22 protein-coding genes are annotated in these 20562 nt (G+C 69.6%); 9 read left to right on the forward strand and 13 right to left on the reverse strand.

Features of this window, described 5'->3' with window-relative positions; all coding sequences use genetic code 11:
- Nucleotides 1-316: 316 nt before the first annotated feature.
- The 5 genes from ACO2Q2_RS16650 to ACO2Q2_RS16670 all read right to left on the reverse strand — a co-directional run bounded on the left by ACO2Q2_RS16650 (nt 317) and on the right by ACO2Q2_RS16670 (nt 5908).
- Nucleotides 317-1015: a pseudouridine synthase gene (locus tag ACO2Q2_RS16650; RefSeq protein WP_423257372.1), complete on the reverse strand. Its 699-nt coding sequence runs from the start codon at nt 1013-1015 to the stop codon at nt 317-319.
- Nucleotides 1012-2076, reverse strand: a complete 1065-nt coding sequence (locus tag ACO2Q2_RS16655) for a class I SAM-dependent methyltransferase (RefSeq protein WP_423257373.1) — start codon at nt 2074-2076, stop codon at nt 1012-1014. The genes ACO2Q2_RS16650 and ACO2Q2_RS16655 overlap by 4 nt, the downstream gene beginning before the upstream one ends.
- A gap of 112 nt (nt 2077-2188) precedes the next feature.
- On the reverse strand, nt 2189-2554 hold the full coding sequence (locus ACO2Q2_RS16660) for a YajD family HNH nuclease (RefSeq protein ID WP_423257374.1): 366 nt from the start codon (nt 2552-2554) through the stop codon (nt 2189-2191).
- Nucleotides 2555-2680: 126 nt separating this feature from the next.
- A complete protein-coding gene (locus tag ACO2Q2_RS16665; RefSeq protein WP_423257375.1) occupies nt 2681-4696 on the reverse strand; it encodes an OPT family oligopeptide transporter in 2016 nt (671 codons plus the stop codon).
- A 345-nt stretch (nt 4697-5041) separates the two neighbouring features.
- Entirely contained in the window at nt 5042-5908 is an 867-nt protein-coding gene (locus tag ACO2Q2_RS16670) for a pseudouridine synthase (RefSeq protein ID WP_423257376.1), read from the reverse strand.
- A 95-nt stretch (nt 5909-6003) separates the two neighbouring features.
- Here ACO2Q2_RS16670 and ACO2Q2_RS16675 point away from each other — a divergent pair, with 95 nt between their 5' ends.
- The 3 genes from ACO2Q2_RS16675 to ACO2Q2_RS16685 all read left to right on the forward strand — a co-directional run bounded on the left by ACO2Q2_RS16675 (nt 6004) and on the right by ACO2Q2_RS16685 (nt 8961).
- Nucleotides 6004-6549, forward strand: a complete 546-nt coding sequence (locus ACO2Q2_RS16675) for a YaeQ family protein (protein ID WP_423257377.1) — start codon at nt 6004-6006, stop codon at nt 6547-6549.
- A gap of 226 nt (nt 6550-6775) precedes the next feature.
- A complete protein-coding gene (locus tag ACO2Q2_RS16680) occupies nt 6776-6901 on the forward strand; it encodes a hypothetical protein (RefSeq protein WP_423257378.1) in 126 nt (41 codons plus the stop codon).
- Nucleotides 6902-6972: 71 nt separating this feature from the next.
- Nucleotides 6973-8961 carry a CocE/NonD family hydrolase gene (locus ACO2Q2_RS16685; RefSeq protein WP_423257379.1) on the forward strand — a complete coding sequence of 663 codons (1989 nt, stop codon included), beginning with the start codon at nt 6973-6975 and terminating at the stop codon, nt 8959-8961.
- 434 nt (nt 8962-9395) lie between these two features.
- Here ACO2Q2_RS16685 and ACO2Q2_RS16690 read toward each other — a convergent pair whose 3' ends face one another.
- Both ACO2Q2_RS16690 and ACO2Q2_RS16695 read right to left on the reverse strand, forming a co-directional pair.
- Nucleotides 9396-10250: a PA4780 family RIO1-like protein kinase gene (locus ACO2Q2_RS16690; RefSeq protein ID WP_423257380.1), complete on the reverse strand. Its 855-nt coding sequence runs from the start codon at nt 10248-10250 to the stop codon at nt 9396-9398.
- 61 nt (nt 10251-10311) lie between these two features.
- Nucleotides 10312-11337, reverse strand: a complete 1026-nt coding sequence (locus tag ACO2Q2_RS16695) for an LLM class flavin-dependent oxidoreductase (RefSeq protein ID WP_423257381.1) — start codon at nt 11335-11337, stop codon at nt 10312-10314.
- A gap of 157 nt (nt 11338-11494) precedes the next feature.
- Between ACO2Q2_RS16695 and ACO2Q2_RS16700 the strand changes: the two genes are divergently transcribed.
- Nucleotides 11495-12550 (forward strand): HDOD domain-containing protein, encoded by a 1056-nt coding sequence (locus tag ACO2Q2_RS16700; RefSeq protein WP_423257382.1) that lies wholly within the window; start codon nt 11495-11497, stop codon nt 12548-12550.
- Between the two features lie 222 nt (nt 12551-12772).
- On the opposite strand, the gene ACO2Q2_RS16705 is transcribed toward ACO2Q2_RS16700, so the two are convergent.
- The 5 genes from ACO2Q2_RS16705 to ACO2Q2_RS16725 form a co-directional block, all read right to left on the reverse strand.
- Nucleotides 12773-12937: an oxidoreductase-like domain-containing protein gene (locus ACO2Q2_RS16705; RefSeq protein WP_423257393.1), complete on the reverse strand. Its 165-nt coding sequence runs from the start codon at nt 12935-12937 to the stop codon at nt 12773-12775.
- A 12-nt stretch (nt 12938-12949) separates the two neighbouring features.
- Nucleotides 12950-13723 (reverse strand): class I SAM-dependent methyltransferase, encoded by a 774-nt coding sequence (locus ACO2Q2_RS16710; protein WP_423257383.1) that lies wholly within the window; start codon nt 13721-13723, stop codon nt 12950-12952.
- A 125-nt stretch (nt 13724-13848) separates the two neighbouring features.
- Nucleotides 13849-14442, reverse strand: coding sequence for an RNA 2',3'-cyclic phosphodiesterase (thpR, locus tag ACO2Q2_RS16715; RefSeq protein ID WP_423257384.1), 594 nt, complete (start codon nt 14440-14442; stop codon nt 13849-13851).
- A gap of 278 nt (nt 14443-14720) precedes the next feature.
- On the reverse strand, nt 14721-15071 hold the full coding sequence (locus ACO2Q2_RS16720; RefSeq protein WP_423257385.1) for a YkgJ family cysteine cluster protein: 351 nt from the start codon (nt 15069-15071) through the stop codon (nt 14721-14723).
- The gene (locus tag ACO2Q2_RS16725; RefSeq protein WP_423257386.1) at nt 15064-15300 is read right to left on the reverse strand and encodes a hypothetical protein; all 237 of its coding nucleotides are present in this window, start codon (nt 15298-15300) and stop codon (nt 15064-15066) included. The genes ACO2Q2_RS16720 and ACO2Q2_RS16725 overlap by 8 nt, the downstream gene beginning before the upstream one ends.
- Nucleotides 15301-15687: 387 nt before the next feature.
- Here ACO2Q2_RS16725 and ACO2Q2_RS16730 point away from each other — a divergent pair, with 387 nt between their 5' ends.
- A complete protein-coding gene (locus ACO2Q2_RS16730) occupies nt 15688-15855 on the forward strand; it encodes a hypothetical protein (RefSeq protein WP_423257387.1) in 168 nt (55 codons plus the stop codon).
- 7 nt (nt 15856-15862) lie between these two features.
- On the opposite strand, the gene ACO2Q2_RS16735 is transcribed toward ACO2Q2_RS16730, so the two are convergent.
- A complete protein-coding gene (locus ACO2Q2_RS16735) occupies nt 15863-16249 on the reverse strand; it encodes a hypothetical protein (RefSeq protein ID WP_423257388.1) in 387 nt (128 codons plus the stop codon).
- A 54-nt stretch (nt 16250-16303) separates the two neighbouring features.
- Here ACO2Q2_RS16735 and ACO2Q2_RS16740 point away from each other — a divergent pair, with 54 nt between their 5' ends.
- Genes ACO2Q2_RS16740 through ACO2Q2_RS16755 form a run of 4 tightly spaced genes read left to right on the forward strand, consistent with a single transcriptional unit; the run spans nt 16304 to nt 20081 of the window.
- A complete protein-coding gene (locus ACO2Q2_RS16740; protein ID WP_423257389.1) occupies nt 16304-17530 on the forward strand; it encodes an acyl-CoA dehydrogenase family protein in 1227 nt (408 codons plus the stop codon).
- Entirely contained in the window at nt 17527-18597 is a 1071-nt protein-coding gene (locus tag ACO2Q2_RS16745; protein WP_423257390.1) for a phosphotransferase family protein, read from the forward strand. Before ACO2Q2_RS16740 ends, ACO2Q2_RS16745 begins: the two co-directional genes overlap by 4 nt.
- Nucleotides 18598-18599: 2 nt before the next feature.
- Nucleotides 18600-19292: a histidine phosphatase family protein gene (locus ACO2Q2_RS16750; protein WP_423257391.1), complete on the forward strand. Its 693-nt coding sequence runs from the start codon at nt 18600-18602 to the stop codon at nt 19290-19292.
- A 21-nt stretch (nt 19293-19313) separates the two neighbouring features.
- Nucleotides 19314-20081 (forward strand): SDR family oxidoreductase, encoded by a 768-nt coding sequence (locus ACO2Q2_RS16755; protein ID WP_423257392.1) that lies wholly within the window; start codon nt 19314-19316, stop codon nt 20079-20081.
- Nucleotides 20082-20562: the final 481 nt, after the last annotated feature.

Raw genomic sequence — 20562 nt, forward strand, 5'->3', positions numbered from 1 at the left:
ACCAGCTTTGAAAGCGGAGGGCTTGCCGCAATGCCGCGCGAAATGCTGCTGCGGCGAGAGACGACAAGCCAGCGCGAAGCTGGGCGAAACACACGCAACGAAGAAACAACACGAGCTACCGACTAACACTATGTGGATTGCAAAACGCAGCCTAATCCTGCGGCCTAACACCGGCGGAGCGGACCCACTCTCCCCAGCACCCCTTTCAGATCAGCAACCTACCACCTGCTTTGCAGCCTAATCCAGCCATCTAATCCTGCAGCGCGCCTCCATCCGGGCCGAGCGGGGCCAGGACAAGTCGAGAACGCCAAGCCCTTCAGCCAAAAATCGCCGCGATCTCCCCTTCCCCCAGCATCCGCCACTCCCCCGCCGGCAAATCCCCCAGCGCCAACCCACCTACCGACACCCGGTGCAGCGCCTCCACGTGGTTGCCCACGGCGGCGAACATGCGGCGGACCTGGTGGTAGCGGCCTTCGTGCAGGGTGAGGCGGGCCTTGCGGGGTTCGAGCACATCCAGCTCGGCGGGGAGCAGCGGGGTGGTTTCGGATTCCAGCAGCAGGGTGCCGCTGGCGAAGGTGGCCGCTTCGTCGCCGCGCAGGTCGTTGGCGAGGGTGGCCTCGTAGACCTTGGGCACATTGGACTTGGGCGAGATGATCCGGTGCAGCAGGGCGCCGTCGTCGGTGAACAGCAGCAGGCCGCTGGTGTCGCGGTCGAGGCGGCCGACAGTGGAGAGCGCCGGATCGCGCACGCGGTAGCGCGGCGGCAGCAGGTCGTAGACCACGCGGCCGCCGTCCTTGCGCGAGCAGGTGACGCCGAGCGGCTTGTGCATCATCAGCACCATGCCGGGCGGCGGATCGAGCGGCTCGCCGTCGAGGCGGATCTGCGCGTGCTCCACCTTGTCGTCGGCGTACAGCACCTCGCCGTCGGCGTCGGTGATGCGGCCCTCGCGGAACATCCACTGCACGTCCTTGCGGCTGCCGTAGCCCAGGTTGGCGATCAGCTTGACCAGTTTCATGCGCGCACTCCGCGGGCGGTGATGAGCTTGAAGCCGCCTTCGTCGACCACCGCGCGCACCTCGCCGAACAGCGCGCCGAGCGTGGCCTCGTAAGGCAGGTGGCGGTTGGCGACCAGCCACAGCTGGCCGTGCGGCGTGAGCGCCCTGGCTGCGGCGGCGATGAAGGCGCGACCGAGTTCCGGCTGGTCGGCGCGGCCCAGGTGGAATGGCGGGTTGCTGACGATGGCGTCGTAGCGGCCCGGCAGGCCGGCGGTGACGTCGTGCCAGTGCAGCGCCACGGCGACGCTGCGCCCTGCCTTGGCCTGCGCTTCGGCCAGATTGCGCTGCGCGGGTTCCAGCGCGCGCTGCTCGGCCTCGAAACCATCCAGCGCGGTGACGCCGGGGCAGCGCGCGATCACCGCACTGGCGAGGTAGCCGTAGCCGACGCCGAGGTCGGCGACGTGGCCGGCGAGGTCGTGGGGCAAATGCGCGGCGAGCAGCGCGGAGGCGGCGTCGATGCGATCCCAGGCGAACAGGCCGGGGCGACTCCAGTAGCCGGCGGCGTTGCGCTGCGGCGCGTCCAGCGCGAGCCACTCGGCCTGCAGGGTGGCGTTGTGCGAGCCATCGAGTGGCGCGGTCCAGAACACGCGGCATTTGTGTTTGGAGAGCTGGCCGCCCTGCTTGGCCAAGGCCGCGAGATCGGCCTGCGCGGATTTGGCACCCTCGGCATTCGGCGCGCAGGCCAGCACTGCGCCGCCGGGGGCGGCGAGCTGTACGGCGCGGGCGAACAGCGCGCGCGCTTCGTCGCGCTGGCGCGGCGGCAACGCGAACACGAGGTCGAAGCGCTCGCCTTCCACATGCGCATCGACACGGAACCGGCTGCGCTCCAGCGCGTCGGCGAACGGCTTGAAGCTCTGCTCGCCGCGCCAGCCGGGGCGCGCCATCTCGCGCAGGCGAAAGCCGTCGCGGGCGCGCAGGAACAGCACGCGGGCATCGGCCGGCAGGCGCAGCGCGCCCGCTTCCAGCGGCAGGAACAGCGCATCGAGCACGTCGTCGACGGGGGCGGCGGCTACAGGGGACATCGGGCACGGCTTCGGGCAACGGGCGGGCCGTGATTGTACGCGGGGGTGGTGTGGGGGTAAGCCGGCCGAGGGGCGGTCGCGCACAGGGTGCGCTCCTATGGGGAGCGTGTGCCTACTTCTTGCGCTCCAGCATCGCCTTGAGGTCGGCGAAGGGGTTGCCGGTGGCGGGACCCTGGGTGTCGCCGGTGTCGAGGGTGCCGGTGTCGTAGTCGAGGTAACGCTGGTGCTCGTTGTCGTGGCAGTACACGCACAGCAGCTCCCAGTTGCTGCCGTCGGCGGGGTTGTCATCGTGGTTGTGGTTGCGGTGGTGCACGGTGAGCTGCTGTACGTTGCTGCGGTCGAACTCACGGGCGCAGCGGCCGCAGATCCACGGGTAGATCTTCAGCGCGCGGTCGCGGTAGCCGTGGCCGCGCTGTTCGGCGGCGCGGCGGGCGTCGGCGACGACGCGGTCGAGTTTGGTGGTGTTGATGGGGGACATGGCGGCGGGGTTCGACTTGTCGTTCGACGGGCTGGAGGGAAGACGCTGGACCCCAGCCTGCGCTGGGGTGACGGATCAGGAGGGTATCGGCGGGCGTCAGCGCGCGCCGCCGATGCATCCGGCAGGTTACGCCCCGGCCCGGCCCATCCGGCCGACCCAGCGGTACAGCACGAACACCACGATGGCAAAGGCGCCGCCGCCGAACCACACGGCGATGTGGCCGAAGCTGGGGCTGACCAGGGCGAGCGGGCCGTCCTTGTTGAGACCGAGCTTGTCGGCGAAGGCGACGATCGCGGCGATCACCACGCCGATGATGCTCTCGCCCACGATCAGGCCCGAGGCCAGCAGCACGCCGAGCTGCTTCACCGGTTCGGCGCGCGGGCCGCGGTCGGCCTGGCGGTCGTAGACCCAGCCGACGATGGAGCCGACCACCACCATCAGCGTGCTCACCGTGGGCAGGTAGATCCCCAAGCCCACGGCCAGCGGCGGCAGGCGGAAGCGGCTGACGCGGGCCAGCACTTCGTCGATCACGATGATGGCTGCGCCGATCTTCACGCCCGTCCAGATCAGGCTCCAGTCGATGTTGCCCTGGATCACGCCCTGCGCCAGCGCCGAGATCAGCCCGGCCTGCGGTGCCGGCAGCGCGGTGGCGGGGTTCACGCCCGGCGCGCCGAGGAAGCCGTAGGCCTGGTTCACCAGGTCCAGCACCGGCGGGATCACCGCCGCGCCGGCGATCACGCCGACAATCAGCGCCGCCTGCTGCTTCCACGGCGTGGCGTCGACCAGCTGGCCGGTCTTGAGATCCTGCAGGTTGTTGTTGGCGATGGCCGCCACGGTGAACACCACCGCGGTGACGAACAGCGAGAACGCCACCAGCGCCTTGCCGGTATCCGGCGCCAGGTGCGGCTGCACGAACGCCGTCAGCAGCAGCGAGGAGCAGATCACCACCAGGATGCCCACGCCCGACAGCGGGCTGTTGGACGAGCCGATCAGGCCGGCCATGTAGCCGCACACGGTGGAGACGAAGAAGCCCATCAGCACCACGAACGCCACGCCGCCCACCGCCAGCATGCCGATCGAGCTGCCCAGGCCGCTGACATTGGCGAAGTGGCCGAGCAGCCAGGCGATGGGCACGAAGCAGGCCAGCGTGACCAGGCCGACGAGGCCGATCGGCATGTCGCGCTCGGTGCGCGGCAGGGTGTCGGCCTGGCCGGCCTTGCGCACGCGGTTGGCGGCCATGGCGCCGGCCAGGCCGCTGACGACCGGCTTGACCAGCTTGGCCAGGGTCCAGATCGCCGACACCGCGATGGCGCCCGCACCGACGTAGCGCACCTTATGGCTCCAGGTGGCCTGGGCGAGCTCGGCGATGGCGCCGGTGCCGCCGGCCAGCGCGGCGTAATGCGGCACGCCCCAGCCCCAACCAATCAGCGCGCCGACCAGCATGGCGATGCCCACCGAGATGCCGACCAGGTGACCGATCGCGAACAGCGCGAACGACAGCCCCAGATCGAAGCCGGTGACGCCGCCGCGGTCGTTGACCTTGAAGTACTTCACCACGTCGGAGGCGAAGATCTGCGTCGCCACCACCACCGCGAACACGGCCGAGACGATCGCGCCCCACAGCACGGCAAGCAGGCCGGCGCGGCTGTCCTCGGTGGCGCTGTCGGTGCTGTCGGTGCTGTCGTCGCCGGCGCCCACCTTGAGCACCTCGGCGCAGGCCACGCCTTCCGGGTACGGCAGGTCCGAGCCGGTGACCAGCGCGCGGCGCAGCGGGATCGAATACATCACGCCGAGCACGCCGCCCAGCGCGCAGATGGCGAACGACAGCCAGAACGGGAAGCCGGTCCACCAGCCGATGATGATCATGCCGGGCAGCACGAAGATGATCGACGACAGCGTGCCGGCCGCCGAGGCGATCGTCTGCACGATGTTGTTTTCCTGGATCGTCGAGTTCTTGAAGCCGCGCAGCAGCGCCATCGAGATCACGGCGGCGGGGATCGAGGTGGAGAACGTGAGGCCGGCCTTGAGGCCGAAGAACACGTTGGCGGCGGTGAACACCACCGTGATCACCACGCCGATGATCAGGCCGCGGACGGTCAGTTCGGTGCGCGGCTCAAGGCCCGACGCTTTGGGTTGGCTCACGTATGGTTCTCCCCGGATGGACAAGGCCCGAAAGATAGCCGGTAACGGGCGGGCTTGGCAGCGCGCGCTGCCGCATGGCCGGCCGCGTCAACCGCGCGGCGGGAACGCCCGGCGCAGGAAATCCGGCAGCACGGCCGCCCAGGCCTTCCGCCCGTGATGCGCGCCCGGCACCACGTCCAGCGCCAGCTGGCCGCGGCAAGGTCTGCGGGGCGAAGGGGGCTGGGGAATGGAAAGGTGTCGGTGGTTGTGGCGATGGGGGCGGCATCGGCCGCGCCGGATGCTTCACCGGCATGCGTGTGCGGTGAAGTGAGTAGCAGGCAGAGATCCCTCACCAGGCTGACCCCCTCACAGCGACAATCCACTACAGAACCGCCTCCCCTTCCCGCTCACCGGATCATCGAACACCAGCTCCCGCGCCAGTAACTGGAGCGGCCGCGCGGGATCATCCGGTGCCTCCGGCTGCAGCTGCGGATACAGCGGATCGTTGGCGATCGGTGCGCCCAGCCCGGCCATCTGCACGCGCAGCTGGTGCTTGCGCCCGGTCAGCGGCTCCAGCCGATAACGCCACAGCGCCTCGCCGCACTCGATCACGGCGATGCGCGTCTCGCTGTTCGGTTCGCCCGGCACTTCGCGCATGCGGAAGAACGGCTCGCCGCGCTCGATGCGCGAACGATGCACCAGCGGCAAGGTGAGATCCGGCAGCGGCGGCGCCAGCGCCTCGTACACCTTGCCGACGCGCCGCTCGCGGAACAGCGATTGATACGCGTCGCGGGTGTCCGGGCGGATCGAGAACATCACCAGTCCGCGGGTGAGGCGGTCGATGCGGTGCAGCGGCACCAGCTCCGCGTGGCCGGTGGCGGCCACCAGGCGTGCCAGCAGGGTCCGGGTGACGTAGCTGCCGGCCGGCGTCACCGGCAGGAACGGCGGCTTGTCGGCCACCAGCAGGTGCGCGTCGGCATGCACGATGCGCACCTCGCCGGAAATCGCCGGCTCGTCGACCACCTCGCGGAAGTAGCGCACCGGCATGCCGAGGCGGTACGGCGTGTGCGCGGTGATCGGCGCGCCGTCGGCATCGAGCACGCGGCCGCGGGCGATGCGGTCCAGCCACTGTTCGCGCGCAATGGTGGCGAAGTGCTCGCACAGGCAGTCCAGCACGGTGGGCCAGTCGCCGGGCGGCAGGTGCAGGGTGCTGGCGGGGATGGTGGTGGTCATGGCGAGCGCGCAGCGTAACGCGATGGCCGCGCGCGATCCCGCCGAGCGTGCAACACCCCACTACACTGCGCGGCTGACATCACGGAACACACCGCATGGCCATCAATGCCACCATCTACAAGGTCGAGCTGCAGGTCAGCGACATGGACCGGCACTACTACGCCACCCACGCGCTCACCCTCGCCCGCCACCCGTCGGAAACCGGGGAGCGCCTGATGGTGCGCCTGCTCGCCTTTGCGCTGTACGCCGACGACCGGCTGGAGTTCGGCAAGGGCCTGAGCAACGAGGAAGAGCCGGACCTGTGGCGCAAGAGCTACACCGACGAGATCGAGCTGACCATCGAGCTGGGCCAGCCGGACGAGGCGCGCATCCGCAAGGCCTGCGCCAGGTCGCAGCAGGTGGTGGTGGTCAGCTACGGCGGCCGTGCGGCCGAGGTGTGGTGGGACAAGATCGCCAGCAGCCTCACCCGCTTGCGCAACCTCACCGTGCTCGACATTGCCGAGACCACCGTGCAGCAGCTGGCGGGCCTGCTCGAACGCGGCATGCGCCTGCAGGCGCTGATCCAGGACGGCGAGCTGCAGCTGATGGACGGCAGCCACAGCGTCAGCGTCAGCCCGGCACGGCGCATGGCTCCGCGCTGAGCGTGTTCTGCACAACTCCAGGCGGCACCGCACCAGGGCGTCGCCCCTCAAGCAATCGCCCGCGCCGACGATAACGTCCGCAGCGGACGCGGATGGCCGCGTGACGGCACCTGCAACGCCGGTGTAACGTGCCCGCACCCCGGGATCGGCCACGGCGGATCAGGATTTTCCGGCATCCGGACCGGCACGAAGCGATCAGGGCGAGGCGGCGCGCAACCTGCTCGGCATGACCTACGACGCACTGCTGGGCGCGTTCTACACCGACGAGCGCTTCGAGTTCCTGCGCGAGGACGGCTCGCCGATGCCGCTGGCAGCGTTCGAAGCACGGCTGCGCCAGACACCGGCGTCCTGACCATCGGCTAATGGCTGATGCGCGGCGCACCCTGCTAACGTGAGTCTTTCACCCCAGGGGACTCCACCACGATGTCGCTCGAACCGCTTCCTGCCCTCCTCAAGGCCGGCCTGGTGCCGGTCGTCGCCACCGCGCTGCTGGCCTTTTCGGCCGGCGCCTTCGCCCGGCAGGATGCCGCCCCGAAGTATCCCGACTACCCCAGCGAGACCCCGGCCAGCTTCACCCCGGTGAACGCCGGCGCCGACTTCGAGCGCCGCGTGGTGATGATCCCGATGCGCGACGGGGTCAAGCTGCACACGGTGATCCTGGTGCCGAAAAACCTCAACGGCGACCACGCCCGGAAGGCCGGCATCGTGCTCACCCGCACGCCCTACGACGCCGATGCGCTCACCACCCACTCGCAGAGCGGCAACCTCGCCGCCAATCTGGAGGGCTACGACAATCCGACCGACGTGATCGTGGAGGACGGCTACATTCGCGTGGTGCAGGACGTGCGCGGCAAATACCACTCCGAGGGCGATTACGTGATGAACCGGCCACCGCACGGGCCGCTCAATCCCACCCCGGTGGACGACGCCACCGACACCTGGGACACCATCGACTGGCTGGTGAAGCACGTGCCGCAGAGCAACGGCAAGGTCGGCACGCTGGGCATTTCCTACGACGGCTTCGAGCCGCTGATGGCACTGATCCACCCGCATCCGGCACTGAAGGTGTCGGTGCCGATGAACCCCATGGTCGACGGCTGGATGGGCGACGACTGGTTCCACCACGGCGCCTTCCGCCAGCAGAACCTGCCCTACATCTACGAGCAGACCGCCAGTCGCGGCAACACCTACAAGTGGTGGTCGAACGTGCACGACGACTACGACCTGTACCTGCGCGCGGGCTCCGCCGGCGAGCTGGCGCGCCAGCATGGCATGCAGCAGCTCGGCTTCTGGCAGAAGATGCTCGAGCACACCGAGTACGACGCGTTCTGGCAGGACCAGGCGGTCGACAAGCTGCTGGCGAAGGAGCCGCTGAAGGTGCCGGTGATGCTGGTGCACAGCCTGTGGGACCAGGAAGACATCTACGGCGCCATCGCCGTGTACAAGGCGATCAAGCCCAAGGACACCACGGGCACCATGGTCAAACTGGTGATGGGGCCGTGGCACCACGGCCAGGAGATCGGCGAGGGCAGCTCGCTGGGGGTGATCCGGTTCGGCAGCGACACGGCCAAGTACTTCCGCGAGCAGGTGCTGCGGCCGTTCCTGGCGCAGTACCTGAAGGACGGCGCGCCCAGGGCCGACGTCGCCCCGGTCACCGCGTTCCAGACCGGCACCAACCGGTGGGAGCGGCTGAACCGCTGGCCGGCCGGCTGCAACAGCGGCTGCAGCATCCGGCCCGCCCCGCTGTACCTGGGCGACGGCATGAAGGCCACCTTCAGCAAGCCGGCCGACGATGGCGTCGACAGCTACGTCTCCGATCCGGCGCACCCGGTGCCGTTTCGCGCCCGGCCGATCCAGCCGATCGGCGGCGGCGGCGGCCTGACCTGGGCGCAGTGGCTGGTCGACGACCAGCGCGAGGCCTCCGGCCGCACCGACGTGCTCACCTACACCTCCGACGTGCTCACCGCGCCGCTGGCCATCGCCGGCCAGCCGCAGGTGCACCTCACCGCCTCCACCAGCGGCACCGACAGCGACTGGGTGGTGAAGCTGATCGACGTCTATCCCGACTTGGTGGCTGCGCAGCCTGAGATGGGCGGCTACCAGCTGGCGGTGGCGATGGACATCCTGCGCGGCCGCTACCGCCAGGGCTTCACCGAGTCGAAGCCGATCGAGCCGAACAAACCGCTGCCGTACACCTTCGCCCTGCCCACCACCAATCACGTGTTCCTGCCCGGCCACCGCATCATGGTGCAGGTGCAATCAAGCTGGTTCCCGCTGTACGACCGCAACCCGCAGACCTTCGTGCCGAACATCATGCTGGCCAAACCGGAAGACTTCCAGAAAGCCACGCAGAAGGTGTTCCACTCCAGCTACATCGAGCTGCCAGTGGTGGCGTCGGACAAGGGTTCCTGAGCGCGGTCCGAGGGCTTCGCCCGCCGCGCGCCGACATGCGTCGGCGGCGGGTGAAAGCTGTCACCATGGTCGGACGCGGGGATCACTCCGCAGGAGCGCGCCATGAAAGGTCTGAACCAGCAGAAAGGCGGCAAGAAGAAAGCCTTGAAGACACCCAAGGAAAAGAAGGCCGAAAAGACGGCCAAAAAAGCGGCGAAGGGCCACACCTTCCCCGGTGGTTGAACCGAAAAAAAGGGCCGCGATGCGGCCCTTTTTCATGGATGCTGGCATTGCGCTCCTGCGATGCGGGTTGTTGTAGGAGCCCCCCCTGTGGGCGACACGCTTCGCGGCGAAGAGCATGGCAGGTCGCGCACAGGGTGCGCTCCTACAGGCGCCAGCTGTGGTAGGAGCCCACCCTGTGGGCGACAGGCGTGGCGGCGAAGCAGGATGCGCGGTCAATCCTCCCGCGCCGCCTCGCGCCCCTGCTGGCGGATGATCGCTTCCTCGCGGGCGTCGATGATCGACTGCATCACGCTGTCCACGTCGGCGGCGCGCTCGTCGAAGGTGAAGCGGCCGGTGAGCTCGGTGTCCGGATGCAGTTCGCTCTGCTCGAACAGCGCCCACATCTCTTCCGCGTAGTGGGTGTCCAGCAGCTCCGGCGCGAAGCGCGCCAGGCTGATGGTGAGGTTGCCCACGTCGCGGCGGAGCATGAAGCGCGCGTTGTTGTTGCCCGCGGCGCTCACCGCCTGCGGCAGGTCGATGACCACCGGGCCGTCCGGCCCCACCAGCACGTTGTATTCGGACAGGTCGCCGTGAATCAGCCCCACGCAGAGCATGCGCGCCACCTGCTGCATCAGGAACCGGTGCCAGGCGCGCGCGGTGTCCGCATCCAGATCCAGCTCGCCCAGCCGCGGCGCGCAGTGGCCGTGCTCGTCGGTGACCAGTTCCATCAGCAGCACGCCGTTGAAATAGCCGTACGGCCGGGGCACGCGCACGCCGGCGTCGTTGAGCAGGTAGAGCGCGTCGACCTCGGCGTTCTTCCAGGCCGCTTCGGCCTCCTTGCGGCCGAACCTGGTGGACTTGCCCATGGCGCGCGCCTCGCGGCTGCCGCGCACCTTGCGCCCTTCCTGGTACTGCACGCGCTGCTGGAAGCTGCGCTGGGCCATGTCCTTGTAGACCTTGGCGCAGCGGATGTGGTCGCCCGAGCGCACCACGTACACCGAGGCCTCCTTGCCGCTCTTGAGCGGGCGCAGCACCTGGTCGATCACGCCGTCGTCGATGAGTGGCTGCAGGCCGTTGGGAATCTTCATGCGGTGGGGCTTGGCCGTGCGGGGAAGTGCGCCATGATGCCCGAAGCGCGCTGGCGCCGGCTCATCCGGCGTTCGCCGTCGGGGTCGGGGTCGGGGTCGGCGCCAGCGCGTCGCGCGCGGCGGCGGCCAGCTCGAACGAGTGCAGGCGCGCCGCATGGTCGAAGATGTTGGCGGTGAGCAGCAGCTCGTCCGGCCGGTGCCGGGCGATGAAATCGGCCAGCCCGCGCCGCACCGTGGCCGGATCACCCACCACCGCGCAGGCCAGAGCCTGCTCCACGCCGAGCCGCTCGACGGGCGTCCAGAACGCCTCGATATCGTCGATCGGCGGCGGGATCAGCCCTGGCCGGCCGCGGCGCAGGTTCACGAACGCCTGCTGCTGGGTGGTGAACAGTCGCCGCGCCTGCGCGTCGCTGTCGGCGGCCACCACGTTGAGCGCGAGGATGGCGTAAGGCTCGGCCAGCCGTGCCGAGGGGCGGAAGTCGCGGCGGTAGATCACCAGCGCCTGGTCCATCGCGTCCGGCGCGAAGTGCGAGGCGAACGCGAACGGCAGCCCGAGCTGGGCGGCCAGCCTGGCGCTGAACAGGCTCGATCCGAGCAGCCACACCGGCACGTCGATCCCCGCGCCCGGCACCGCGCGCACCGCCTGTCCCGGCTTGGCGGGCTCGAAATAGCCCAGCAGCTCGACCACGTCATCGGGAAAGGTATCGGCGCCGGCGAAATAGCGCCGCAGCGCGCGGGCGGTGGGCTGGTCGGTGCCGGGCGCGCGGCCCAGGCCCAGGTCGATGCGGCCCGGATACAGCGAGGCCAGCGTGCCGAACTGCTCGGCCACCTGCAGCGGCGCGTGGTTGGGCAGCATGATGCCGCCCGCACCCACCCGGATGCTGGACGTGCCACCGGCCACGTGGCCGATCAGCACCGCCGTGGCGGCGCTGGCGATGCCCGGCATGTTGTGGTGCTCGGCCAGCCAGTAGCGGCGGTAGCCCAGCCGCTCGCCCAGTTGCGCCAGGCTCAGCGCGTTGCGGAACGACTGGGCGGCATCGCTGCCTTCGGTGACCGGGGCCAGGTCGAGGATGGAAAACGGGATCATGCGCGGCTCATCGGGGACGGAAGACTGCTGGGATACTCTGATCTATCCCAGATAGGGTCGATCCGGCACGAATGCCAGCCCGCCGGGCCGCTACATTTTTCCGCCTGCGCGCCGTTAATCCCGCTGCAAGGCCGCTCCGCCGGCCGTGGGAGCGTGCATGCAAAACCTGTGGCGCTGGATTCTGGGATATGCCGACGCACCGCCGCCGGCGCGCGTGCCCGCCCGCGTGCGCGCGATGTCGGCGCCCCCGCCCGGCGGCGCGTGCAGCGCCGAGACGGCCGCCACCGCGCACGAAGCGGTTTCGCTGGCCCAGTTGGGCGATCGTTTCCATCGCTACGTGCTGGGCCTGCCCGACTACCACGCCAGCGAGCCGAACCAGCAGGAACGCGCCATCCTCAAGCGGCTGCAGGGCGCCTGCGCCGCATTCGACGTGCGCAGCCTTCCGCGCCTGCCCACCGTGCTGCCGCAGCTGCTGCGCTCGCTCAAGAGCGATACCGTGGGCGGCGCCCAGCTGGCCAAGCTGATCGGCCGCGACCCGGTACTGGTGGGCGAGGTGATGCGGGTCAGCCACAGCATCTACTACCGCACGCTGCACCCGATCCAGAGCCTGCAGCACGCGGTGGTGCTGCTTGGCCAGGACGGTCTGCGCCGGGTGGTGACGATGCACGTGATGAAACCGATCCTGCACGCCAGCGCAGGCATGTTCGGCCACGTCGCCGGACAACGCCTGTGGGACCACGCCGAGCGCTGCGCGCACGCCTGCGCCTACCTGGGCAAGGGCAGCTGCGACCCGTTCGAGGCCTACCTGGCCGGCATCGTGTGCAACACCGGCACCGGCGCCGTGGTGCGCGTGCTCGACCAGGAGGCGCCGATGGAGCTCGGTCCGCTGACCGGCCACTTCCTGGCCAGCTGCGGGCAGCTTGCCGCCCAGCTCTCGCTGCGCGCGGCGCGTCACTGGAACCTGCCGGCCAACGTGCTGAACGCGCTGGAAGAGCGCACCGTACCCGGCATGCCGCCGGAGAGTGCGCTCGGCCGCGCCCTGCTGTGCGCCGACACGCTGGCTATGGCCCAGGTGCTGGGCGAACACGCACTGGCCCCGCCGGATCCGGATCTGGGCGCCGCCTGGCCGGAGTTCTTCACCCCGGCCATGATCGAACGCTGCCAGCAGGACCTGCGCCGGCAGTTCCGCGACGCTGAGGCCCGCGCCGTCTAGCGGCGCCCGGTCAACTCACGTTGCGGTGGGGCGGCTGGCCCGCACATCGGACGGCAGCTGGGCGGCGATCTGACCGGCGCCCTTGCACAGCAGCACGCCCAGGGCTTGGGCTTAGGTCGATTCGCTGGAGCCGGCCGGCACCGGTGTGGTCGGCGACATAGGCGGAAGTCGCCCACGTATCCGTCGAACCCGGCTACGACACGTTGCCGGCGAGGAGTCCGCTCAGCCGGTGGAGTCGGGATGGCGCGCAAACCACGCGGCCAGCGCATCGCGATAGCGTTCCATCGCTTCCTCGTGGACGTCGTAGATGCACCGCACGCAACCCTCGCCGCAGCAGTCGAGCGGATCTGGCTCCGACGGTGGCTGCGGCTTCGGATCGTCGTCCATGGTGCCCACGCATCACTCCCGGGGCTTGCGGAACCGATAGACGAACTGGTCGGTATGGCCGCGGATCGACTTGTCGAACACCTTGATGTCGTGCGGATCCTTCGGGTTGCGCAGCACGTTGCTCTCGCCGTCGAACACGAAGCCGACCGATTCCACCTGCTTCCTCACGATCGCCGGATCGATGCGGTGCAGGGTGTCGGTGTCGCGCATGCCGGACCCGGCCGGCGCCACGTGGTCGACCACCACGAACAGACCACCGGGCTTGAGCGCGGCGAATACCTGTTTGTCGAATGTCACCGGATCGAGGCTGCCCATGAACTTGTCCGGGTAGTCGTGGTAATTCTGCGAAGTGAACACCAGGTCCACCGGCTCGGGCGTGGAGAACTGCGCCGTCGGCTGCACCAGCACGTCGATGTTGGCGTAGTGCGGATCGCGGGCGAGCTGGCGCAGCTTGACCGAGTCCGAGCCCGATTCCTTGTCGTAGGCATCGGGCCAGATGCCGTAGACCTTGCCCTTGGGCCCGACGATCACGCTGAACACGCGGCTGAAGTAGCCGCTGCCGGGAATCAGGTCGACCACCTTCTGGCCGGGCTTGACCTCGGCAAAGGTCATCAGCGCGGCGATCTGGCGGCGCTCATCGTTGGCCGCGTCGAGCTTGCGTGCAGGGTCGGCCACCGCATTGCGGACATAGGCGGGCGAGGTGGTGGCGTGTCCGGAGGAAGCAGCAGCCGGGGCGGCGACAGGCAGGACAAGCACGAGCATGGCGGCAAGCAGGGTCAGGCGCATGGCGTGTCTCCGTGACGAAAGGAGCGCACAGTGTGCACCCAACCGCGCCGTCCCAGGCCATGACCCGTGCCACATTGCGTTGCGCGCGGGCGTCGATTGCCGCGGGCTGCGACGCCGGACTGATCTCAGCCCGGGAGGCGCCAGCTGCCGAGCGTCTCGTAGTCGCTGCTGCCAACCTCACTGTGCAACAGCACCACCCGATCCACCGGCCATGCGATCGGCGCCACCGCTATCGGCACGGGCAAGTCGCGCAGACCATAGGCGAGCGTGACGTGCGGAGTGAAGCCGCGCTCGATCCGCCCGCCCAGGCGCACCAGCGACAGCTCGCGTCGCAATTGCTCCCACAGCGTCTGCAGCGCCGGCGATGCCCGCGTGCTGCGCAGCACGCACGGTGGCCGCCGGCCGCTGAAGCTCGCGATCTGATCCGGCAACCAGGCGAAGGGCGCCACACGCACCTTGCCCACGGCGCTACGTGCCGCTTCCAGCAGCGACGGCCGCAGGCTGGGATGATCGCCGAGAAAGGCCAGGGTGATGTGGTAGCGCGCCGGCTTCACCCAGCGCGCCTCGATGCGGCCGCCCTCGCGCAGTGAACTGGCCACGTCCGCTATCTGCTCGCGCACGGGTTCGGGGGGAACCAGGGCAAAGAACAGGCGATGCAGCGGTCCGGCCGGTTCCTCCAGCCCGGGCAGCGCAGCCTGTGGCTGGCCGGCATCGGTCATGGCTGCGCCCTGCCGTGGCAGCAGCTGCAGCGAAGCTCGTTCGTCACGCGGAAAGTCCCCCGAACACGGGGCCGCAATGTGCCATGCCGCGCGCGACTCAGAGGCTGAGAAAAATTCGACCGCCGTAGCGAGAGCGCCGCCAAGCGTTCGTGACAAGGTGCGTTGGGCGCCAATCCGGGGAGTTTGGTGAACCAAATGACCCGGATTGGCGCCCAGCGCGCCGCCGGCACGGGCGTTTGGCAGCGGTCGCAGTAGGCGGGCGATTTTTTCTCAGCCTCTCAGCCGCCCCAGGTCTGCACCGCCGTCGGCAGCGTGCGATGCGCGGCCCACTCGGCGCGCTCATGGCGGCAGCTGGGGCTGCCCATGGCGAACTTGCGGCAGATTGCCGGGCGGTCGGCGTAGATGCTGCAGCGGAAATCCAGCGGATCGACCGCCGCGCACCAGCCGTCCTCGCCCTTGGCCAGGGTCTGGAAGCCGCGCGCGTCCTCGTGCACCAGCCAGCGCGGCACGCGGTCCTCCGGCATCAGCACCACGGTGAGGCGGCAGCACACCGCCTCGCAGTCGTCGCATCGCACGGCCGGATCGACACGCTGGTGGTAGCGCTCGCGCGCGGGCGACCCTTCAGACATGCCCGGCCCGGCGCGCGTCGACGAAGGCCTTGGCCTGTTCCAGCATCCATGCACCGAGATGGTCCTCGGCCAGTGTCTTGCGAGCCTGCGGATAGGGCTGGTGCATCACTTCGTCGCCGGCGAGGGTGATGGTGAAGCTGTCCACGCTGCAACGGATCAGGTAGCCGCAGTAGCGGGTGATCAGCGGCAGCGTGGTGACCGGCGGCGGAGCGACGCGGCGAGCGGACATGGGCGGGTTCCTTTCGATGCGTGCCGCGGCCGCCCGATCCGGCCATCCGCAAGGGGGGAGCCCCCGCGGGAACGGCAACGCGATGACGGCGGGCAGGTGGCGGCGGCGGGCGCCCGCGCGGCGCGGGCAGGGGCGCGGGAGCTCGGCAATGGCGGTCCCGCGGAGAAACAACTGCCGAAGCTTAGCGGAAGCGGAGTTACGGGAATGTTCCCGGGCCGGATTACGGTCACGTAACTTCCCGCAGCGCATGCTCGGGCGTATTCGCGTGTTCGCGTGTTCGCGTGATCGGCCCGATGCGGGGCCGCGCTGTCCGTTTCTCCAACCACGACCGGCGAGTGGCCGGCGCGGCTCCTGGTCCGTCCCGGACCGCTACCCGAAAGGCCCGCCATGACCTCGCCCAAGACCGAAATGTCCGTGCAGTACATCCACAACGTCTACAGCATGGACAAGAGCAAGCTCACGGCGAAGCCGGCCGCACCGCGCGCCGCAACCGGCAAGGAGGCCGCCGTGGTCAAGGCAGCCAAGCCGCGCGGCAAGAGCGCCCCGCTCAAGTAAGTTTCGCTCACGCGGCGCTTCCCGTCGCACGAAACGTGGGCGCCTCGCGGATCGCCACTATCACCTGATCGCGCAGCCATGCATGGCTGGCATCGTCGTGCCGCGATGCCAGCCAGTACGCGTGGATCGGCACCGGCTTGAACTTCAGCGGCAGCGGTTGCAGGGACAGCGGCAGCCACGCGGCGAGACCGGCGGCGTACGAGGCCGGCAGCGTCAGCAGCAGGTCGCTGGCGGCCATCACCTGGCAGGCGGCGAAGTAGTGCTGGCACACCAGCCGCAACTCGCGGTCGCGGCCGTCCTGCTGCAGCAGCAGATCCAGTGCGATCGGCTCGCCCAGCGAGGACACCGCCACGTGCTGCGCGGCGAATGATGACCGCGCATAAGGCGCATGCATTTCAATGATTCCATCCGGAGGCGTACGCTCGGCGGACTGTCAGGAGCCGCCCGCGTGGATTTCTCGCACTCTGCCCGCAGCCGCGATCTGCTCGACCGCCTCGACCGCTTCATGCGCGCGGCGGTGATCCCGGCCGAACCGCTCTACGCCCGCCAGCTCGCCGGCGGCGCCGACCATCGCCAGTGGCGCCAGCCGCCGATCATGGAGACGCTGAAAAGCCAGGCGCGCGCCGCAGGATTGTGGAACTTGTTCCTGCCGCCCGGCGAACACGGCGCCGGCCTTTCCAACGCGGACTACGCGCCCCTGGCCGAACGCATGGGCCACAGCTTCATCGCGCCGGAAGTGTTCAACTGCAGCGCGCCGGACAGCGGCAACATGGAAGTGCTGGCGCAGTACGGCACGCCGGCCCAGCAGGCGCAGTGGCTGACGCCGCTGCTCGATGCAACGATCCGCTCGGCGTTCTGCATGACCGAGCCGGACGTCGCCTCCTCCGACGCCACCAACATGCGCGCCACCGCCACGCTCGATGGCGACGCCGTGGTGCTGCACGGGCGCAAGTGGTGGTCCACCGGCATCGGCCATCCGTACTGCCGGGTGCTGATCTTCATGGGCCTGACCGATCCACACGCGCCGCCGCACGCGCGCCACTCGATGGTGCTGTGCCCGCTGGACGCGCCGGGCGTGCGCATCGAACGCATGCTGCCGGTGTTCCACGCGTACGACGAACCGAGCGGCCACGGCGAAGTGAGCTTCGACCACGTGCGGGTACCCGCTTCCAACGTGATCCTCGGCCCGGGCCGCGGCTTCGAGATCGCGCAGGGCCGCCTCGGCCCCGGGCGCATCCATCACTGCATGCGTGCCATCGGCAGCGCCGAGCGCGCGCTCGCCCTGCTCTGCCGTCGCGCCGGCGAGCGCATGGCGTTCGGCCAGCCGCTGGCGAAACTCGGCGGCAATGGCGACCTGATCGCCAACGCGCGCATGGCGATCGAGCAGGCGCGCCTGCTCACGCTGAAGGCGGCGTGGACGCTCGACACGCGGGGAGCGAAAGCTGCGCTCGGCCTGATCTCGCAGATCAAGGTGGTGGTACCCAACGTGCTGCAGCAGGTGGCCGACGCGGCGATCCAGATCCACGGCGGCGCGGGTCTCTCGGACGACTTCCCGCTCGCCGCGCTGTACGCCTACGCCCGCGTGCTGCGCCTGGCCGACGGCCCGGATGAAGTGCACCGCGCCGTGGTCGCCAGGCTCGAACTCAAGGCCCAGCGGGGAGCCGACGCCCGATGACCGCCGCGATCGACCAGCCGCGCCCGGTGCGCGCCGAGGACGCCTTCGACCTCGCCCGCGTGGACGCCTTCCTCAAGCAGCACATCGACGGCCTCGCCGGTACGCCGGAGCTGGGGCAGTTTCCCGGTGGCGCCTCCAACCTCACCTACCTGCTGCGCTACGGCGAGCGCGAACTGGTGCTGCGCCGCCCGCCGCCGGGCGCGAAAGCCAAGTCCGCCCACGACATGCTGCGCGAGGCGCAGGTGATGACCGCGCTGCGCCCGCACTACCCGTACGCGCCGCGCATCCTCGCCACCTGCCACGACCCGGAGGTGCTCGGCTGCGACTTCTACGTGATGGAACGGCTGGCCGGGGTGATCCTGCGCCGCGAGCTGCCGGCCGACCTCGGCCTGGATGCCGCCGGCGTGCGCGCACTGTGCTGCGGCTTCATCGACCGCCTGGTCGAGCTGCACCGTGTCGACTCGACCGACCCAGCGATCGCCGCGCTCGGCAAGGGCGAGGGCTACATCGCGCGGCAGGTCGCCGGCTGGAGCGGGCACTACCGCCAGGCGCTCACCGACGGCAGCGACCCGTGCGAGGACGTGATGGCGTGGCTGGCCGAGAAACAGCCGGCGCGCGAGACCGCGATCTGCGTGATCCACAACGACTACCGGCTGGACAACGTAGTGCTGGACCCGACCGACCCGCTCACCATCACTGGCGTGCTGGACTGGGAGATGACCACCCTGGGCGATCCGCTGATGGATCTGGGCGGCGCGCTGGCCTACTGGGTACAGGCCGACGACGATGCAGTGTTCCAGTCGTTCCGCCGCCAGCCCACCCACACGCCGGGCATGCTCACCCGCCGCGAGGTGGTCGAGTACTACGGCGAGCGCACCGGCTGGAATGTCGAGCGCTTCGACTTCCACGAGGTGTTCGGGCTGTTCCGCCTGCAGGCGATCGTGCAGCAAATCTACCGCCGCTTCGCGCTGGGGCAGACCAGCAACCCGCAGTTCGCCGGCTTCGGCGACGCGGCGAAGTACCTGGCCCAGCGCTGCCGTCGGCGCATTGCCGCCTCGGAGCTCTGAGCATGGGCGACCTGCTGCTGATCCGCCACGGCCAGGCCAGCTTCGGCGCGACCGACTACGACCGGCTCTCGCCCGTGGGCGAGCAGCAGTCGGCGCGCCTCGGCATGTGGTTCGCCGCGCACGAAGCGCCTCCCGCGCACGTGGTGCGCGGCGCGCTGCGCCGACACGCGCAGACCGCCGAGCACTGCCTGCGCGGCGCCGGGCTCGACGCGCCGGTCGAGGTGATCCCCGCGCTGGATGAGCTGGACCACGTCGACCTGCTGGCCCGCCATCGCCCCGACCTCGACGGCCACGAAGCGTTCGCTGCCGAACTACGCGCATCGGCCGATCCGCACCGCGCGTTCCAGCAGATGTTCGTCGCCGCCGTGGACCGCTGGACCGCCGGTGCGCACGACCACGAGTACGCGCGCACCTGGCCCGCCTTTCGCCACGGCGTGCTCGACGCGCTGGCCGCCCTCGCCGCCCGCGCCCGCGACGGCGAGGGCGACACCTGGGTGGTGACCTCCGGCGGCCCGATCGCGGTGATCGCCGCGCAGCTGTTCGGCACGCCGCCGGAGCGCAGCTTCGCGCTGAGCTGGCCGCTGGCCAACACCGGCCTGAGCCGCGTGCGGGTGAACGGTGCCGGCCCGCAGATGGTCACCTACAACGCCTGGCCGCACCTGGCCGGCGCCGCCGACCTGCTCACCTATCGCTGATTCGACATCGAGGACACCCGCATGACCACCGAGCTGTTCGACCTCACCGGCAAGATCGCCCTCGTCACCGGCGCCAGCCGCGGCATCGGCGCCGAGATCGCCCGCCTGTTCGCGGCGCAGGGCGCGCACGTGATCGTCTCCAGCCGCAAGCTGGAGGATTGCCAGGCCGTCGTCGACGGCATCGTCGCCGACGGCGGCCGGGCCGAGGCGCTGGCCTGCCACATCGGCGAGATGGCGCAGATCGAGGCGCTGTACGCGGCCATCGACGCGAACCACGGCCGGCTCGACGTGCTGGTCAACAACGCCGCCACCAATCCGTACTTCGGCCCGATCACCGAGACCGACCCGGCGATCTTCCAGAAGACCGTCGACGTGAACATCCGCGGCTATTTCTACATGTCCAGCCACGCGGCCAGGCGCATGGCGAAGCACGGCGGCGGCGCCATCGTCAACGTCGCCTCGGTCAACGGCGTGGTGCCCGGCTTCCAGCAGGGCATCTACTCGATCACCAAGGCCGCGGTGATCTCGATGACCAAGGCCTTCGCGGTGGAATGCGCCGAGGCCGGCGTGCGCTGCAATGCGCTGCTGCCCGGCCTCACCGACACCAGGTTCGCCTCGGTGCTGGTCAACACCCCGGCGATCCTCAAGCAGGCGCTGGCGCACGTGCCGATGCGCCGCGTGGCGCAGCCCTCCGAGATGGCCGGCGCCGCGCTGTACTTCGCCAGCGCAGCGTCGTCCTACACCACCGGCGCTGTGCTCAACGTCGACGGCGGCTACCTCTGCGTCTAACCGCTTCTGTCCCCTCTTCCCTGAACAGCTCCACCGTTCGGGGGAGAGAGCCTGCCCTCGACTCGATCGGGGGGTCGGGGTGAGGGGGAAGGCTCTTCGCTTCTCACCGATAACGCCCAAACCAAAGCGCCCCCTCACCCAACCCTCTCCCCCGGTCGAGCCGGGGGAGAGGGCTCCAAGCCGACCACCCGCGATGATCGCTGCCTCACCTCAGCCCCACGCCTCGCTCCCTCTCCCCTGAACGGCTTCACCGTTCGGGGGAGAGGGCCGGGGTGAGGGGGCCGCTCTTCCTTCAAACCAACCATCACCCACACCCAAGCGCCCCCTCACCCAACCCTCTCCCCCGGTCGAGCCCTGTCTCTTGATCACATTTGGTATTGAAAATACGCTGCAAGCCCTTGATCCTTCATGGTGGCCTCACGCATGTTTCCCACGGACGCGAAAGCTTGGGCGCAGGAAATCTTTGGCGAATGTGAGTTGG

Source organism: Dyella sp. KRB-257 (genome assembly GCF_049445995.1).
Lineage (GTDB): Bacteria > Pseudomonadota > Gammaproteobacteria > Xanthomonadales > Rhodanobacteraceae > Dyella_A.